General features: G+C 35.0%; 19 protein-coding genes. 16 read left to right on the forward strand and 3 right to left on the reverse strand.

Annotated features, from left to right (window positions below; all coding sequences use genetic code 11):
- The first annotated feature begins 67 nt into the window (after positions 1-67).
- From C1724_RS01915 to C1724_RS01940, 6 genes are read left to right on the forward strand one after another with little or no spacing between them, the layout of a single operon-like run.
- Positions 68-631 (forward strand): hypothetical protein, encoded by a 564-nt coding sequence (locus C1724_RS01915; RefSeq protein WP_102345061.1) that lies wholly within the window; start codon positions 68-70, stop codon positions 629-631.
- Positions 628-1,935, forward strand: coding sequence for a nitrous oxide reductase family maturation protein NosD (gene nosD / locus C1724_RS01920; RefSeq protein WP_102345062.1), 1,308 nt, complete (start codon positions 628-630; stop codon positions 1,933-1,935). The genes C1724_RS01915 and nosD overlap by 4 nt, the downstream gene beginning before the upstream one ends.
- Positions 1,935-2,732 (forward strand): copper ABC transporter permease, encoded by a 798-nt coding sequence (locus C1724_RS01925; protein WP_102345063.1) that lies wholly within the window; start codon positions 1,935-1,937, stop codon positions 2,730-2,732. Before nosD ends, C1724_RS01925 begins: the two co-directional genes overlap by 1 nt.
- Positions 2,729-3,400 carry an ABC transporter ATP-binding protein gene (locus C1724_RS01930; RefSeq protein ID WP_102345064.1) on the forward strand — a complete coding sequence of 224 codons (672 nt, stop codon included), beginning with the start codon at positions 2,729-2,731 and terminating at the stop codon, positions 3,398-3,400. Before C1724_RS01925 ends, C1724_RS01930 begins: the two co-directional genes overlap by 4 nt.
- Complete coding sequence (locus C1724_RS01935) at positions 3,397-4,338, forward strand: FixH family protein (protein WP_258000258.1); 942 nt, start codon at positions 3,397-3,399, stop codon at positions 4,336-4,338. The genes C1724_RS01930 and C1724_RS01935 overlap by 4 nt, the downstream gene beginning before the upstream one ends.
- Positions 4,339-4,388: 50 nt before the next feature.
- Positions 4,389-4,970: an SCO family protein gene (locus tag C1724_RS01940; RefSeq protein WP_102345065.1), complete on the forward strand. Its 582-nt coding sequence runs from the start codon at positions 4,389-4,391 to the stop codon at positions 4,968-4,970.
- A gap of 102 nt (positions 4,971-5,072) precedes the next feature.
- Here C1724_RS01940 and C1724_RS01945 read toward each other — a convergent pair whose 3' ends face one another.
- A complete protein-coding gene (locus C1724_RS01945) occupies positions 5,073-5,762 on the reverse strand; it encodes a Crp/Fnr family transcriptional regulator (protein WP_102345066.1) in 690 nt (229 codons plus the stop codon).
- 368 nt (positions 5,763-6,130) lie between these two features.
- On the opposite strand from C1724_RS01945, the gene C1724_RS01950 reads away from it, so the two are divergent.
- From C1724_RS01950 to C1724_RS01960, 3 genes are all read left to right on the forward strand, one after another.
- Positions 6,131-6,553 carry a DUF5392 family protein gene (locus C1724_RS01950; protein WP_180994095.1) on the forward strand — a complete coding sequence of 141 codons (423 nt, stop codon included), beginning with the start codon at positions 6,131-6,133 and terminating at the stop codon, positions 6,551-6,553.
- Positions 6,554-6,620: 67 nt separating this feature from the next.
- On the forward strand, positions 6,621-7,223 hold the full coding sequence (locus C1724_RS01955) for a TetR/AcrR family transcriptional regulator (RefSeq protein ID WP_102345068.1): 603 nt from the start codon (positions 6,621-6,623) through the stop codon (positions 7,221-7,223).
- A gap of 376 nt (positions 7,224-7,599) precedes the next feature.
- The gene (locus C1724_RS01960; RefSeq protein WP_102345069.1) at positions 7,600-8,817 is read left to right on the forward strand and encodes an MFS transporter; all 1,218 of its coding nucleotides are present in this window, start codon (positions 7,600-7,602) and stop codon (positions 8,815-8,817) included.
- Positions 8,818-8,870: 53 nt separating this feature from the next.
- On the opposite strand, the gene ilvB is transcribed toward C1724_RS01960, so the two are convergent.
- Together ilvB and C1724_RS25960 are read right to left on the reverse strand one after the other, a co-directional pair.
- Entirely contained in the window at positions 8,871-10,571 is a 1,701-nt protein-coding gene (gene ilvB / locus C1724_RS01965) for a biosynthetic-type acetolactate synthase large subunit (RefSeq protein ID WP_102345070.1), read from the reverse strand.
- Positions 10,572-11,036: 465 nt separating this feature from the next.
- Positions 11,037-11,168, reverse strand: a complete 132-nt coding sequence (locus tag C1724_RS25960; protein WP_258000259.1) for a hypothetical protein — start codon at positions 11,166-11,168, stop codon at positions 11,037-11,039.
- A 188-nt stretch (positions 11,169-11,356) separates the two neighbouring features.
- On the opposite strand from C1724_RS25960, the gene C1724_RS01970 reads away from it, so the two are divergent.
- The 7 genes from C1724_RS01970 (at position 11,357) to C1724_RS02000 (ending at position 17,607) form a co-directional block, all read left to right on the forward strand.
- Positions 11,357-11,893, forward strand: coding sequence for a nitroreductase family protein (locus C1724_RS01970; RefSeq protein ID WP_102345071.1), 537 nt, complete (start codon positions 11,357-11,359; stop codon positions 11,891-11,893).
- Positions 11,894-12,057: 164 nt separating this feature from the next.
- Positions 12,058-12,375 carry a hypothetical protein gene (locus tag C1724_RS01975; protein WP_102345072.1) on the forward strand — a complete coding sequence of 106 codons (318 nt, stop codon included), beginning with the start codon at positions 12,058-12,060 and terminating at the stop codon, positions 12,373-12,375.
- A gap of 493 nt (positions 12,376-12,868) precedes the next feature.
- A complete protein-coding gene (locus tag C1724_RS01980; protein ID WP_102345073.1) occupies positions 12,869-14,038 on the forward strand; it encodes an MFS transporter in 1,170 nt (389 codons plus the stop codon).
- An 11-nt stretch (positions 14,039-14,049) separates the two neighbouring features.
- Positions 14,050-16,173 (forward strand): formate dehydrogenase subunit alpha, encoded by a 2,124-nt coding sequence (gene fdhF, locus C1724_RS01985; protein WP_102345074.1) that lies wholly within the window; start codon positions 14,050-14,052, stop codon positions 16,171-16,173.
- A 42-nt stretch (positions 16,174-16,215) separates the two neighbouring features.
- Positions 16,216-16,758: a 4Fe-4S dicluster domain-containing protein gene (locus tag C1724_RS01990; protein ID WP_102345075.1), complete on the forward strand. Its 543-nt coding sequence runs from the start codon at positions 16,216-16,218 to the stop codon at positions 16,756-16,758.
- Positions 16,759-16,883: 125 nt separating this feature from the next.
- Positions 16,884-17,417 carry a ubiquinol-cytochrome c reductase iron-sulfur subunit gene (locus tag C1724_RS01995; protein ID WP_102345076.1) on the forward strand — a complete coding sequence of 178 codons (534 nt, stop codon included), beginning with the start codon at positions 16,884-16,886 and terminating at the stop codon, positions 17,415-17,417.
- Positions 17,410-17,607, forward strand: a complete 198-nt coding sequence (locus C1724_RS02000) for a hypothetical protein (RefSeq protein ID WP_102345077.1) — start codon at positions 17,410-17,412, stop codon at positions 17,605-17,607. Before C1724_RS01995 ends, C1724_RS02000 begins: the two co-directional genes overlap by 8 nt.
- Positions 17,608-17,810 lie beyond the last annotated feature (203 nt).

Raw genomic sequence — 17,810 nt, forward strand, 5'->3', positions numbered from 1 at the left:
CAACTAGTTGAGAGACTGGGAGCAGTAGATGGCTCCCTTCTCTTTGATTAATTAAGGGGTGAGTGGCATGAGCAAAAAGCTATCAGGAACGTCAATTGCTATTTTATTAACTGCAGCTGCTTTGCTTGTAGTTTCAATTTTTTTACCTTGGTGGGGAATGGAATTTTTTGCACCGCAATATCCAGAAGGCTTAAACATTATCGTCTATCCATATAAGATGGAAGGTGAGATTTCAATTATAAATGGATTAAATCATTATATTGGTATGAAACCATTTAGTGAAGAAAGCTTTCCGGAATTATCCTATTTACCATATATTATTGGCTTTATGGCTATACTTATTGTGGTTGTTGCCTTAATGCGTAATAAAAAGGTGTTATACGGTTTGGTCAGTATGTTTGTGGTTGGTGGAATCGTTGGGATTTATGATATTCATCGTTGGTTAAAAGATTATGGTACAGATTTAAGTCCACAAGCACCTATTGAGGTGGATCCGTTTATTCCACCGATTATTGGTGAAAACACACTAGCGAACTTTCTGACTAATAGTTATTTTACGTATGGTTCGTTTTTATTAGGTATTGTATTTCTACTATTAATAATTCCAATCTGGAAGGAAAGAACACGATGATAATAAGAATAAGCACCTTATTGATAGGTGTTTTTCTCTTATTTGCAGCTGACAGTGTTAGTGCTGAAGAAGACTTGCAAAAGCTAGTTGAGAAAACACCTGAAAATGGCACGCTGCAATTAAATAATGGAACATATGAGGGAAATGTAATTATTACAAAACCGATTACAATTATCGGTCAAGAAGATACAGTCATTAAGGGTGATGGAAATAGTAATGTTATTGCTATTCAATCACCTAATGTTCATCTAGAGAATTTAACAGTTACACACAGTGGTTATGACAGAAATTCAGGTGAAGAATATGCCGCCATCAAAATAATGGCTGACCATAACGTGATACGTAATATTGTGATTACAGAAAGCTTTCATGGTGTTTACTTAAGCCAAGCACACCATAATAAGGTAAGTAATGTTCATGTTAGAGGTTTGAAAAAAGGAGAAATTGGTGGTCAAGGTAACGGCTTACACTTATATTATTCAAATCATAACATTTTAGAAAAAAATGAGATAACTGGTACTCGTGATGGAATCTTTTTTGACTATTCGAATGAAAATGAAACAATTGAAAATAAGATTAGCCATACTAGATATGGTCTTCATTATATGTATTCAGATGATAATCAATTTTATCAAAATGTATTTACCTTTAACATTGGCGGTGCAGCTATTATGCACTCCAGACGAACTATTATGAAAAACAATGAGTTTACTTTAAATCAAGGAACCCGTTCTTATGGCTTGCTGCTACAAGCAGCCGATGATAGCACCGTAAGCGAGAATTTATTTTTTCAAAATCAACGTGGGATTTTCATTGATCAATCGCAACGGAATACCATTACTGAAAATGATTTTCTCCAAAATCAAATTGGTGTTGAGATTTGGGCATCTTCAGCGGATCAGTTATTTACGGAAAATAAATTTTCGAATAACATTGCTGGTGTTTTAACACTAGGTGGTAAGGATAAAAGTAAGTGGAATGAAAATGGGCGTGGAAACGATTGGGGTCATACAGTACCAGTTTTAGATTTAGATCAAAATGGAATTGGTGATTACCCGATTGAACATAAATCGTCGTTATATCAATTAGTAGAAGAAAACGAATTAGCTTTTTTATTTTTAGATAGTCCTGCCATTCGTATTTATGAAAAAATGAATGAACTTCTAAATAATGATCAAGCGATGTTTATTGATGAATTCCCGCTTGTAAAGAAAAAGGAAACATACAACTTTAGCAAATTGCTAGTTCCGGTAGTACTACTACTTATTCTAGGATTTATTAGCTTGAAAAGGAGAAGAACATGATGAATTACGTATGGAAGGAATGGATCGAGCAGTCAAGAGGAAAAGGTATATGGCTTTCGCTTGCAATGGTTGTGTTAATTTCATTGCTATTAGTATTACAAACTCGTACATTGCCATCAGAGCAAGGCTTTCCAGTCCTATTGCTGTCACTATACGAGATGAATATGTACATTTTCCCATTGCTAAGTTTATTTATAGCATCCTTTTCGATTATTCAAGAAAAAGAATTAAAAACATTAATGATTTTAATTACAAAACGTGAATCCTATCGCAGCTTTTTATTTAAAAAAAGCATTGCAATTCAAGCGATTACCTTAGCTGTTTTTGGATCATGGTATTTTTTGCTAGCAGTTTTGATGAAATTTTTCTTCCAGTTTAATGTAGGCCAATTTATCGCCTTTTTATCCACTGTTTTTGTACTTATTATTATTTTTAATCAAATAGGGTTATCACTAGGGAGTATTTGTAATACGAGAATGCAATTAATTGGTGCTAATATTTTCATTTGGTTTTTCTTTGTATTCTTATTGGATCTATTCTTTCTTTATATTTTACCTAGCGTATCCTATGAAAATATAAGAGCATTTTCAATGATTTTCTTTCTAGATCCACTACAAACAATTCCGTTTTATTTAGACACATCATTAGGTGTTGTATCAATGGATCATTTATCCCGGTTGATGGATAAAATGGTTTGGGCATCACCGACAGTATTTCTAGCAATTGATGTCATTGTATGGGTAATTCTTTCATTTGAAATTGCTGTTTATTTTGGTAACAAGGGGGAACGAGCATGATTAAAATTGAAAATGTTACCCACTTCTATAATAAAAAAAATGTATTAAATAATGTAAATTTATTAGTAGAGAAAAATGAATTATGTGCTCTAGTGGGACGTAATGGTGCTGGTAAATCAACATTAATTCATTTAATGCTAGACTTGTTGCCACTAAAAACAGGAAGTATTCAATTAAATGAAATACATGTAAAGAAATCTGGATGGAAAAAGGTCGTGTCGTATTTACCTGAAAAATTTCAGCTATATCCACATCTTACAGGTGAGGAAAATATCCGCTTTTTTGCATCATTAACGGATAAAGAACCAGATGAAGAAAAGATTGCTGAAAAACTTAAATTGGTAGGATTATATGAAGACAAGGACCAGCAAGTCAAAGGATATTCAAAAGGAATGCTCCAGCGATTGGGCTTAGGTGTCATGCTATATTTTGATACAGACATTTTAATTTTGGATGAACCTACAAGTGGACTAGATCCAGTTGGTAGAATTGAAATTTTATCGATACTTAAGTTATTAAAAGGAAAAACAATTCTATTATCATCTCATCATATCGAAGAAATTAAACAAGTTTGTTCACATGTTGCGTATTTAAAAGATGGGCAAATATCTAAATATACAATGGAAGACTTTGAAAATCAGATCATAAAAGAAGGTGCATTAAGATGATGAAAAAAATTCTAATGATGTTGATAGGAATAATTATCCTTACAGGCTGCAGTGCTGGATCAGGCAATATAAATGTACAAATAGTAGAAGAACCAACGTATGCACAAGGCCAAACGTCCAAAGTATCATTCGCAATTACAAATGGGGAAGAAGCTGTTGAGGGAGTAAATGTATCAGTATTATTTGAAATGGCGAAGATGGATCATGGTTCAATTGAGATCAATCTTGAAGAAGAAGGCAAAGGAATATATAGTGCCGATGTAGAACTGCCGATGGCAGGCGAATGGCAGGCGATTGTAACTGTCTCTGGTGAGGGCATTGATGCAGAGAAAGTAATTGATTTTACAGCTGTTGAAGGTACTAAAATAACGGCTGCGGATTTAGGTGGCGGTGTTTTAGCTACGATAAACGGAGATGAAATAGTCCAATCGGATTTGGACTTCTATCAGTTTATCAACAAACTGCAAATAGAAATGTACCGAGAAAAAGATAAGCAAAATTATAAAGGCGCAGAGTTAGAAGAAGCGATGAAATATTGGGATGCACAAGAAGAAGCAACGAAACATCCAAATACTTTAATTACCCAAATCATTCGTCTACGTGCAATTGCCCTATTATCTGAAGAAAAAGGACATACCGTAACAAAAGAAGAAATTCAGGCTGAAATCGACAAAGTTCGAGCAACTTACGAGCAAAGTCCGGCAGCGTCTGCTATGATTAAAGAATATGGTGAAGAGAAATTTTGGTCAACGCAGGAACAGCAATATGAGCTAATTGTGCTATCTTCAAAGGTCCAACAAGATGTACTAAATAATGTTAAAAAAGAAAATCCTAACGCAGAAAGTAAAGAAGTTAACATGCTTGCTCAGAAAAAGTATGAGGAGCTATTAGTTTCTCAAGTAAGTACGTTAGACATAAAAATTAATAATCAGTTATAATTGGGCTAGTCTGCATGTTAGCAAATAGATATAAATCTTGGAGTGATAAAATGAACAAGAGTAAAAAAACTGCCTTAATTGCAATCATGAGTGTAATGCTGATCATCATATCAGCATGCTCACAATCCCAATTCGATGCAGAGTATGACTGGCCAGCACCGGAGTTCTCATTTATAAATCAAGATAATGAACAATTTTCTTCGGATGATCTGCAAGGAAAGGTTTGGTTAGCTAACTTTATCTTTACGAATTGTGAAACTGTATGTCCGCCAATGACGGCCAATATGTCAAAGTTACAAACAGAAATTAAAAATGAGGAACTAGATGTGCAATTAGTTTCATTTAGTGTAGATCCAGAAAGAGACACGCCAGAAGCTCTGACAGAATATGCTACGAAATTTAATGTGGATCATAGCAATTGGAATATGTTGACCGGTTATGATGAAACAGAGATTAAAAGAATTGCTAAGTCATTCAAAACACTAGCTGAACAAGAAGAAGGCACCGATCAGTTTATACATGCTACTGGTATATATCTTATTGATGCGGAAGGTACGATTGTTAAAAGTTACAATGGGTTAAGTGTTCCTTATGAGTCAATCATGGAAGACTTAAAGGCCTTAACTAAATAAAGGATTAAAGCCCTTCTTTTACGTTCTTAGAAAGGGCTTTTTTGTTTCTAAGATTATGGTTTGAAATATGCACTACCATTAAGTGCTGTATAATATGGTAAACTAAAGTTTACTTGACATCGTACAGAAATGACACCAATTGTTAATGCTAATTATTTTTTCACTTACAAGGATAATATCATCATCTTTTAATTTAGAAACCACCCGACTAACTGTTTCTCTAGAAGAGCCAATAATATTAGCAAGTTCTTGAATACTTAATGGTATTTCAATTTGAACAGCACAGTTTGAATGCTTTCCATACTCTTTACCTAGTCTTTCAAGCGTTTTAACTGTTTTGCCGTATACATCTAGCAAAGTCATATCTTTCAATGTTTCTGTAAATTCCCGCAGCTTTAAGCTCATCATTCGTATCATCTCAGCAGATAGTTCACGGCTATCTAAAATAATTTCTTCTAGTGCGGCTGTAGAAATGAATGCAACTTCACCATCTGTTAACATCTGGGCAGTTGCAGGATAATGAATGTCCCCAGAACAAAATAAAGATGCCTCCGCAAACACTTCTTCACTTCGCTTAATACAAACAACAACTTCCTTTCCTTGAGGATTCATTTTTTTTAATTTAACAATTCCTGTTTTCACAAAGTAGATTGCTTTTGCTTGTTCATGTTCATAAAATATATGCTGATTTTTAGAATACGTTTCAATTTTTATAAACTTCTCGATGTATTGATAGTGTTCTTCCTTAACTCCTTTTAGGATTGATATTTTTCGAATAAAGGAATCAATCATGAAATTCTCCTCCTTTATGTAACTTTTATTAAGGATATTATAGACTGTTTTTTTAGAAAATTTCGTGATTTCAATCACAGGTAAACTATAACTTCGAATCTTGAATGAGATTGACATATGACACCGTGTCACTTACACTAAAGGTAGATTGAGATGACATGATGTCATAGTGGAGGGTTTTACCTATGAATAATAATAATCGGTATCAACAAAAACTAAAGAAACTGGTGTGTGATTTACAGTTACGCGGTGTAAATGCAACTTTGTGTAAACGCCCCGCAATTAAGATAAAGCAGTTAATTCTAATGACGAGACCTCGTTAATTTAAAAACTTTATAAATTCGACTTACCAATAGGAAGGAGAAAGTATGATGTTATATAAAGCTGATATGCCATCTTTTGTAATGAGAGAATTAGAAAAGCTTGAGCAAATGGTTTCTCCCTTTTTGAAAAAAGCGTCAAGGTATGCCATCTGGTCAATTCTGTTGATTTCGATATCGGTAGTAAATTTATTTATTTTACTTTTTGTGAGCCCAACACTTGAAGGTATGAGGCTATCTATATTTATGTACGCTTTAATTGGTGCAGTTGGAATGGCATTCTCGAAAGAGGCAAAGTTTAAACAAAAAGAGGTTATAAATTTGAGTACTAATTTTATTATTGAACGAATGAGAAGAAGTGACCTTGTGACCGAAACGACAAAAATGAGGTATATCTCACTAGTTAAAGACCAGCCGTTGTTGGCAATTCAACATTTGGTTAAGTTTTTGGAGGAAGAAAGAGCAATTTAGATAATGATAATTGTTGGTTGATGGACTTTTACTGTTATGGTGTGTGGAATGAGGGGGCGATTGAATCATGCCGAAGGAAACCTTTTACAATTTACATGAAAATAAAAAGCAAACATTAATGGCGGCTATTAAAGAAGAGTTTTCAAGGGTCCCTTTATTTGAAGCTTCAATTGCTAATATTGTAAAAACAGCGGGCATTCCTCGAGGCAGCTTTTATCAATATTTCGAGGATAAAGAGGATGCCTTTTTCTTTTTACTAAAAGATTATGTAGCAGAACAAAATAATCAATTTATCTCAATCTTAGAGAGCCATAATGGCGATTTATTTAATGCATTGGTTGAATTTTACCTATTAATTATTAAGAAAGAGTGCCATTTGAATTTTTTGAGAAATGCTTTTTTAAATATGACACATAAGGTTGAAAATACATTTTCGGGGATTTTTAGTGAACAGGCCTATAGTAAAAGCTTTAACGAGATGGTCGGAATGTTAGATAGAAGTAAATTAAATTTTACCAATCATACGGAATTATTTCATATCATGCAAATAATAACAGCCGTTACATTTAGAAATTTAATTGAGAAGTTTGCTAAAAATCTTTCAGATCAAGAAGCTGTCGAAATATATAAGGTCGAATTAAATATATTAAAAAAAGGACTCGCACCTTAAGTGTAAAATATGATGATATTTTTTAAAACGAAATTAAGTGAATTTCATGCATACTAATAAGCCAAGTAAACGCTTGGATTAATCTGAGCGTTTCATTGCTTTGTGAGTAGTGTAGTATAGTATTATTATTGTGCACATTGTGAGGTTGGTCTTAATTTTATTTAAAATATGGTTGGACTTGGAATCATTCCTAGTTGCTGATATGTGAAAGAAATGGATGATATATATTGATAAAGGGTCGATATAATCCTAAAGTGGCAGATATCTAACTCAAAGTGGAAGATATATTTTCAGTTTAGATACAAACTATTAGTTTTTCTGCAAAATATTTTGTGCCGAACCAAATGAGGAAAACTAAAGCGATTAAGGGGATATTATGGAAAATTTAGGGAAAGAACCACTTTGGACTAAAAATTTTATTATTGTCTCAGCTGTTAATTTTTTAATTATCTTAATTTTTTATTTATTAATCGTAACAATTGCTGAATATGCTGTTATTGAGTTTGGTGCATCAACGAGTACAGCTGGTTTAGTTGCAAGTATTTTTATTATTGGTACTCTTCTTGGTCGATTAGTAACAGGACGGATCATGACCTCAATTGGAACGAAAAAAACATTCTTCGTTGGTTTAGTTTTTTTTAGTATAACCACTCTATCGTATTTTATTGCAGGGAACTTGTCTTTATTAATGATCATTCGTTTACTGCATGGATTTTCTGTAGGGGTCATAAGCACGGCTACTGGTACGGTTGTGGCTCAAATAATCCCAAAGTCGAGACGTGGAGAAGGTATAGGGTATTTTAGTATGAGTCTTGTGCTTGCTTCGGCAGTTGGGCCATTTATTGGTATTTTATTAACGCAAGTATCCGATGATTTTAAAATCATTTTCATATTTAATACGGGACTTCTAGCTATTTGTATAGCGACGTCCATGTTGTTAAAAATAGCCGATCATGATCGAAAAAAAGAATCAAATTATGAAGGACTTAAATCAGGTTTTTCAATTAACAATTATATAGAGCCAAAGTCTATACCCATATCATTTATCGCTCTAATTATAGGGTTTGTATATTCAGGCGTTATGTCATTTTTATCATTTTATAGCAAAGAAATTGATTTAGTAGAAGCAGGGAGTTTATTCTTCTTTATCTATGCAATATTTATTTTAGTATCTAGACCATTTACTGGACCTCTTATGGATCGAAGTGGTGCGAATATTGTTGTCTATCCTGCGTTGGTGCTTTTAGCGGTTGGCATGTTACTATTCAGCAAAGCTTCGAGTAGTTTCGTGTTCTTATTGTCTGCGTCTCTTATTGGACTTGGTTACGGGAATTTTAACTCTATTGCTCAAGCATTAGCAATTAAAGATATTGAACCTAATCGTCTAGGACATGCTACTACAACCTATTTTATTTTGTTTGATCTAGGTTTGGGGGCAGGCCCATTCTTACTTGGTTATTTAGTACCGCTTATAGGCTATCGTTCTATGTTCATGACTATGGTGCCTGTTACGGTTATTTCTATTATTCTATATGCCATCCTTGTCGGCCAAAAAGAAAAAAAGGAATTCAAAAAGGAAAAATTGCTTAACTGAAAAAACAAGGCTGTCTGTGTATCTAACAGATAGCCTTGTTTCCGCTTTTCTACCTACCTCGATAGCAATACTTGGTGATTGCTTTGACCGGGGGGAACCATCGGATATACGTTTTCCTCTTCGACCACATTAAATTCCATTAAAACTGGCCCTTGATGTTGTATTGCTTCTGGTATAATTTGCTCTGCCTGTTCTTTTGAGGTTACTTTAATCCCTTTGGCACCATATGCTTCAGCTAATTTAGCAAAATCAGGTGAGCCGATTTTTACTGAGGAATAACGACGATCATAAAACAGCTCTTGCCATTGTCGAACCATTCCTAAGTAGCCATTATTTAAAACAGCAATTTTTAAAGAAAGGTTGTTATTCACTGCCGTTGCTAGTTCCTGCAAATTCATTTGAAAACTGCCATCCCCTGTAACACAGATAACTTGATGATTCGGCATAGCGACAGCTGCTCCAATTGCTGCTGGTAATCCATAGCCCATTGTTCCTAGCCCACCAGAAGAAAGGAAGGTACGTGGTTTTGAAAATTTAAAATTATGTGCAGTGAAGATTTGATGTTGGCCCACATCAGTAACGACTATTGTGTTGTTGCTAGAATAGTGATCTAGCATTTGGATGACCTCTTGTGGAGACAAGATACTATTGGAATGCTCGAATCTAGGAACAGTACGTTTCCATTGAGTAGTTTCGTTTTTCCAATCAGCAACATTAGATTTTACAGTATATACATCTAGGGTATCTAAAATACTCTCTAAAAAGGAACGTACATCGCCAACTATCGGTAAATCTACAGCAATAATTTTATTAATTTCAGAAGCATCTATGTCAACATGAATCTTTATGGATTTTGGTGAGAATCCACTAATTTTTCCTGTGACGCGATCACTAAATCGGACCCCTAAACAAATTAGTAAATCACTTTGATGAACAGCTTTGTTTGCTGCAAAAGTTCCATGCATTCCTACCATACCAAGATAAAGTGGATTATTTCCATCGAAAGCACCGATGCCCATTAACGAACTAACAACTGGTATTTCTGTGGTTTGAACTAATTCACGTAATAAATCTGATGCTTCCGATAGAATTGCACCTCCCCCAATAAATAATACAGGTTTTCTCGCTACTTCAATCATTTTTCGAGCTGCTTTAATAGAATTTAAGGGTAATGGTTTACCTGCATTTACTGGTAAAGTTGCTTTTCTAGTGAAAAAAGCCGGATTGTCCACTTTTTCTGTCAAGAAATCTAGTGATATTTCTACTAATACTGGCCCACGTCGACCTTCCATTGAAATTGTTGAAGCTTGCATGATCATTTCATAAATATCAGAAGTTGAATTAACTTTAAAACTATGTTTTACGATTGGCATTGTTACACCAGCGATATCTACCTCTTGGAAAGCATCCTTACCAATTTTGTCTCTGTTGAGTTGAGCAACGATTATAACTAATGGAACGGAATCACTATATGCTGTTGCTATTCCAGTTAAAGCATTAGTTAGTCCAGCGCCAGTATTTAATAAAGCAACCCCTGGTTTACCAGATGCTCGCGCAAAGCCATCTGCAGCATGGACAGCAGCTTGTTCATGTTGCATTTGCAAATAGCGTTGATGGGGGTAGTCGTTCAGGACATCAAGAACGGGGAGTAATGTTTCTCCATGACATCCAAAAATGGTTCTATAACCCAAACTTTCTAGTGATCGAACAACTAGATCTGCTCCGTAAACCGTATTTCTTTTAGAGGTATTCATTTAATCTCACCTTTTCCCTTTTTCACAACATTTTAAATTATCGTGTAAAACGTTGTCTGTGAAATAAATCATATGGGAAACAGTAAGGGGTGTGAAACTGTCTTTTATTGACTATGCCCGATATTGAAAATTTTTTAAAGCGTGATAACGATCATATATATTGTTGGAAAATTCAGATATAATAACCGGAAAGGGGGAGATGACATGGAATTACACCAAATTGATGATAATTTGATGTATCCGGGGTTTGATATTGTTGCTAATTTTGAGAAACCTAACTTTATTGCTCTTTTAGTGCAGAAGTATTATTGAATTGAGTTTGGAAAATATGTGAGTCAAGATAACAATAATGTATATCTCGTTGAGAAGGTATCTAAATATGGTTACATGTATGTTCGACAAAATGGTAGAGGTAAGCAGATTTTTATATAAAAAAGTGAGAATTATTCCGACTATATTTTAGCTTTACTCGGCTGTTTGTTCCTTTTTCATAGCATTATTAAGTTTGATATTAATAAACACAGCTAAAGCAAGATAACTAACAAAAAATGTAACGCCAGTCCAAGTTGTTGGTAATAAATATTGTAAATATTCCATTTGAAAACGCCACCTTTTGATTTAATAACTATCTTACATTAATAATACCAAAATGTTCTTAAATTTGTAACAAAAAGTTCACTAAACTGTCAAAATTTTTTTAAAAAAATTCATAGAAGTAGATTAGTACAACTAAACAAGTCGGTTTAATGTGTTATAATGTCATCATTTAGAAGGAGGTATCTTTTATGGATGTATTCAAAGCCATTGAAGAAAGAAGAGAAATCACGAGCTTTACTGACAAAAAGATTCAAACAGACATTTTAGAAAAGTTGTTACAGTCTGCTTATTTGGCACCTTCAGGGAATAATTTACCATCACGAGAATTTATAGTAGTCACCGCTAAGGAAAAATTATTATCATTGTCGAATTCTACACCTTATGTGCCTTGGTTGACGACATCTCAAGCAGCTATTGTTATTACTGGTCGACCAGACGTAAGTAAATATTGGTTACAGGATGCATCAATTGCAAGCGGTTTTATTTGGTTACAAGCAGTTGAATCTGGATTAGGTGTTGGGTTCGGAGCTATTTATCATTCAGAAGATCCTGTGGAGTCAAAGAAACGAGAAGATTATGTTAGAGCTGAGCTTTCTATTCCAAGTGACCGAAGAATCGTTGCTATTTTGGGTTTAGGTTATCAAGATACCCCGCCGCAGCCTAAAAAGTTATTAGCCAGGGATACCATCATATATTATGAAAAATTCAATTTGCCTGAAGAATAATAAGCTCAAACTATGATGATTCTTAACCTATTGTATTAAATGAGCAAAATTTGTGGAACGCTAGAAATGGGGACTTTTGAATAGAATATAAACCATTGTCTAAAACAAGTGAACTTTTACATCCTATTTCTAGCAATCACATTAACAAAAGAGAGAGGTACGAAATGGATACTTCAATGAACTCGATACATACCTTTTTAAATGATTTAAATACAAATCTCATAGCTAAACTTGATTCCATTGAACGCCGCTTAGCAAGATTAGAAAAAATGGATAGCATCGAACACCATGTAAGCGTAAACCAAATTGATTTAACTGATATTAAGGAAATTTTATATCGAATTGAAGAAAATAATCATAAAGCGGATAAACATTACGTACCTGATGATATCCAGACACTTTCTAGCAGACTCGACACCCAACTTAAAAGGATTGCAAAACTAGAAGAAGAGATCATGTTACTTAAACAAAGAGAAAAGTAAACTACCTACCAAAAAAAATGGCTAAATCCAAATTGGATTTAGCCATTTTTTTTATCTCTTGAAAGTAATGAATAGTTTTGTGAAGTTGTAGTAATCCAGCACACGAACAAATTATGACAAAAATTTGTCTTTTCATTAAATAGTGATGAAGTTAACAGGAAACTAAATAAATCTTTTTTACGATAAGTATAACAACGATGAGCAAGGGTGGGGTTAGAAATTGAATCATTTTAAAATGTCAAAATGTGAACAAATTTTGACATGTACAGTATATGGCCTTTAAGTGTGACAACTATCACATTCATAATTGTGAACCTCAGTTACCATAAGTACATAAACAACTTGGTAATGTTGTTAACCGAAAAAGGAGTTGCTTGAAAGAAATACATTGTGACTATGTTCACAGACTGAGAAACCAACATCAACTACATTAGACATATTGAATTTAAACAGACCTTGAATGATTTAATTTTGATTATAGGAGTGATAAATAGTGAAAGCACTGGAACGAACTTTTTATTCAAAAGTTAGCATGTATTCGTTCTTTGTAGTAGTGGTATTGTTTTTATCAATGTATATTGCTACTTCGCAGTTTCTACACATCGACATGGCGTTATTAGGATACATGATTTCTTCCTTTATATTTGCGATTGGATTGACAGTACGACTAGGGTCTTGGCTTATACGTCCGGCAACCCACCAGGTTGTTAAACGTAGTTTCAAAAACTTAAAGACAAAATCAAGACAAAAACGTAATTTCAAATCTATTGCTAAAACAGCTTTCGAAAATATTTTCTTACAAAAGTTTATTTTTAAACGCGGTATATATCGTGGCCTACAGCACTTTTTAATTGCTTGGGGATGTATTGGATCTTTCGTCATAACATTTGGACTTACATTTGGTTGGTTCCATTTTAAACTTGTGGATCCCTCTACGTATGCCATCGTGGTGATGAGCGTTCCAACGATTACAATGCCTGCACATGGATTTTTTGCAGAAATGGTTTACAACGGTTTAAACATTACTGCAATCATGGTGTTAATCGGCGTTTGCATGGCGTTGTTTAGAAGAATTACATCACAAGATACGAAAGTAACAGAACGAGCAGAATTTGATTTGTTTCCGTTATACCTACTATTAGCTGTAACTGCAACTGGTTTATTTTTAACAGTATCCTACACGTTTTTAGATGGCTGGCTGCACCCTTATTTAACACAAATTCATCAAATTACAGTAGTTATTTTGTTAGTATACTTTCCGTTTGGGAAACTGTTCCACTTACCGATTCGCCCGCTGGCAACAGCAGTTCCAATGAACTATCAAGAGGAGTTACAGGTGGATACAAGACCTTGTAAAAAATGTGGAACAACATACAGCAGTGATGATCAAATAGAGGATGTTAAAGAAATTTTAGGCGCGCAAGCTTTTGATTTACAGCTTGAAGATGGAAGCTATCTTGCTGATTATTGCTTACCATGCCGTCGCCGCATTCGTGTTATGAAACAGCTAAATATGGAATCTCCATTAGGAAATCCGTTCAATCCAGTTCAAACAAATAATGGAATTCATTTATCCGGATTTGGTAAAAAACGTTCAGATGATTACTATAACCTACCAGAACATGTAAAGAAACAATTAGTAACTAGTGGTAAAGAAAACTAGGAGGGAATATCGTGAGTAAATATCTTGTTAAACCAGGTGTAAAAAACCTATTAAATCCAGGCGAAAAATTAATCACTACGCATTGCTGTTATTGTGGTATGCAATGCGGAATGCATATACGTTTAAATGAAAAAACAGGCAAAGTTGTCGGTGTGGAACCGCGTTACGACTGGCCGGTTACAATGGGTAAAATGTGCCCAAAAGGTGTGACAGCCTATCAAACTGTTGATCACGAAGACCGTATTCTTCGTCCATTAATCAAAAAGAATGGTAAATTCGTTGAATCGAGCTGGGAAGAAGCGCTTGATTTAATTGAAAAGAACTTTAAAAGAATTCAAGCTGAACACGGCAAAGATGCATTGTCTGTTTTTGGCGGTGTATCGATGACAAACGAAAAGTGCTATCTTGTTGGAAAATACGCACGTGTTGCATTAGGAACTCGCTATATTGATTATAATGGACGTTTTTGTATGAGTTCAGCAGCGGGTGGTTTTAATAAGACGTTAGGAATGGACCGAGGTTCAACATTACCGTATCCGGAGCTAGAACATTCAGACTGTTTCTTTATGGCTGGTACGAATACAGCAGAATGTCATCCAACAAGTATTCAATGGTTTTGGCGTGCAAAAGACAAAGGTGCAAAGTTAATTGTTGCGGATCCACGCGAAACGCCTACTGCACGTATTGCAGATGTGCATCTAGATTTAATTCCGGGTACGGATTCTGCACTAGCGAACGGAATCATGAACATTTTAATTCAAGATGGTTATGTTGATGAAGAATATGTTCAAAATCGTTGTAACAACTATGAAGAGCTAAAGCAAAATGTAGAAAAATTTACACCAGATTATACATCAGCGATTACTGGTGTTTCGGTTGATAAAATTATTAAGGCTGCACATATTTACGGCATGGCTCAAAAGTCAGTTGTAATGTTCGCTCGTGGTGTTGAGCAGCAAACAAAAGGTGTGGATAATGTAGCACTTTATACTTCAATGGCTTTATTACGTGGTCAAATTGGTAAGTTTGCATCAGGTGTTTCAACTTTCACTGGTCAAGGTAACGGCCAAGGTGGACGTGAACATGGTCAAAAATCTGATTTACTTCCAGGCTATCGTAAGCTTACTGATCCTGAAGCTGTTAAATATATTTCAGGTGTATGGGGAATCGATCCAAAGGATATGCCGCAGCCTGGTGTATCAGCTTATGAAATGTTTGATGAAATTCAAGAGGGCAATATTCGTGCGATGCATGTGATTTGTAGTAACCCTGCAGTATCAGCACCAAATGTTGAACATATTTGGGCAGGCTTTAAGAAACTTGATTTCTTAGTAGTCAGTGATTTCTTCCTTTCGGAAACAGCTGAGTTTGCAGATGTTGTGTTACCAGCATCAACATGGGCTGAGGATGATGGCACAACTACAAATACAGAAGGTCGAGTTATCCGCATTCGCAAAGTTAAAGAATCAATCGGTGAATCGAAACCAGATTGGAAAATTTTAAGTTTGATTGCCGAACGCATGGGTAAAGGCAAGCACTTCCAATATAATGATGCAAGTGAAATTTTTGAAGAGTTACGAATCGCTTCAAAGGGTGGTAAAGCGGATTATTCGGGTATCACATGGGAGCGTATTGATAAAGAAGATGGTGTTTTCTGGCCATGTCCATCTGAAGACCATCCAGGAACACCAACGATGTATAAAGAGAAGTTTGCAACGCCGGATGGAAAGGCAAATTTAGCTGTTGTGGATTGGAATGAACCTGCGGAAATGCCTTCACCGGATTTCCCACATGTTTTAACAACAGGTCGCGTCGTGTTCCATTACTTATCTGGTAATCAAACTCGTCGTGTGGGATTTTTAATGGAGCAATGTCCAACACCATATGCTGAAATGCATCCGGAATTAGCAAGTCAATATAATTTACAAAATGGCGATAAAGTGAAGTTAACAACTCGTCGGTCATCAATGACATTAGATGTTCGTCATACAAAAGCAATCCGTAATGATACTGTATTTGTTCCGTATCACTGGGGAAAAGAATTATCAGTTAACCAATTAACAAACCCGGCATTAGATCCAACATCTAGAATGCCAGAGTTTAAAGTTTGTGCGGTGAAATTATCTAAAGCGTAGAAATGATTTGTGCGGAAAGAATGAAAAAGGGAGTGGGAAGTTATGAATAAGATTATGTATCTTGAATTTGAACGTTGTATCGGGTGTCGTTCATGTCAAGCGGCTTGCCGTGAGTGTGGTGGACATGATGCGAAAGAACGTAACTATGTTGAATATGTTGATTTTATGGAAAGCCGTCAAACGTTTCCAATGTTATGTATGCAATGTAAGGATCCAGCATGTGCTCGAGTTTGTCCTGCAAATGCGATCCAAATTACAGAAGAAGGCGTTGTTCTTTCGGCAATGGAAGAAAAGTGTATCGGCTGCCGAAATTGTACATTTGGATGTCCATTTGGAATACCGAAGTTCGACTTTGAAGAGAATAAAATGTACAAGTGTGATATGTGTTATGACCGTTCTAAGCATGATATAGCACCGATGTGTGCATCTGTATGTCCGAGTGATGCGATTCGTTTTATTGACTTTGAAGAAATGCAATTATTACGCCGTAGACGTACACAAATGAATTTAGTAGAAGGTAAGAAACCGAAAGAAGGCAACAAGTGGGATTATGTACCTGAATTCTTTGGAGTTTATACAGATTAATTATTTGCTGCCAGATTAAGGAGGACATAGTTCGGCTTTGTCTTCCTTTTAATTACAATTGGCTGAGCAAACATTATTTATAGAAGAAAATTGAGTTTTTAGATTTATAGAGAGGGGTGCATGGGATGTCAGAGGAAAAGAAATTAGGTCGTAATAAAAAAAATACCGATGACGATATGATTAACCTTGTTGATAATTTAAATCGTGATGATGATTTAACATATAATAGACGTGCGTTTTTAAAAACCGCAGTAGGTGCTTCAGTTACATTAGGTTTAGCAACATTACCATTTACAATTAAATCAATGTCAAAACAGGGGGAAGAAGCAGCTGAAAAATTTGAGGTGGCGAAATTAGCCGATATTCCGAAGGGAAGTTCGATTAATTTTAACTACCCGACAGAACATGATCAAGCTATTTTAGTGCACACTAAAGATGGCGATATTAAAGCATATAATAATAAATGTACACATCTACAGTGTCCTGTTTTTTATGAAAAAGAAGAAGAAATTCTTTTGTGTCCATGTCATAAAGGCTATTTCAGCATAGCAACAGGCCACCCTGTAGCAGGACCTCCACAACGTGAACTTCCACTAATCGAATTAGAAGTTGAAAATGATACGATCTACGCAATCGGAAGGAAGATTCGCCATGGATAAACGACGGATTTATTGGGTTTTAATTTTCCTTACATTAGCAGTAAATGTTTTAATGCTGCATCAGACGATTGAGGCTTATTATGGTCAGGAATATCATATTGTCTATCGAAATACAGCAGTTGCAATGGTCTCAGTTTTCATTTCGTTAATTGTCTATTTTGGCTGGAGAAAAAAAGAATATAGTAAGTAACAGGCAAACTGCACTCTATAATTAGTTACGGCTAACAATAGGGTGCGGTTTTTTGTTTATTTTGATGTTGAAAAAAAGAGCAATTATTACATGGTAGATGTGCACATGTTGGCTATTAAGCATTAGTACACTCGTTGTTTTCCAATTTAAAGACTCTCCCACACAGTGGAGGAGAGCCGATAATTAATTTTAAATAGTAGTTA

This window comes from Bacillus sp. Marseille-P3661 (assembly GCF_900240995.1).
GTDB lineage: Bacteria > Bacillota > Bacilli > Bacillales > Bacillaceae_J > OESV01.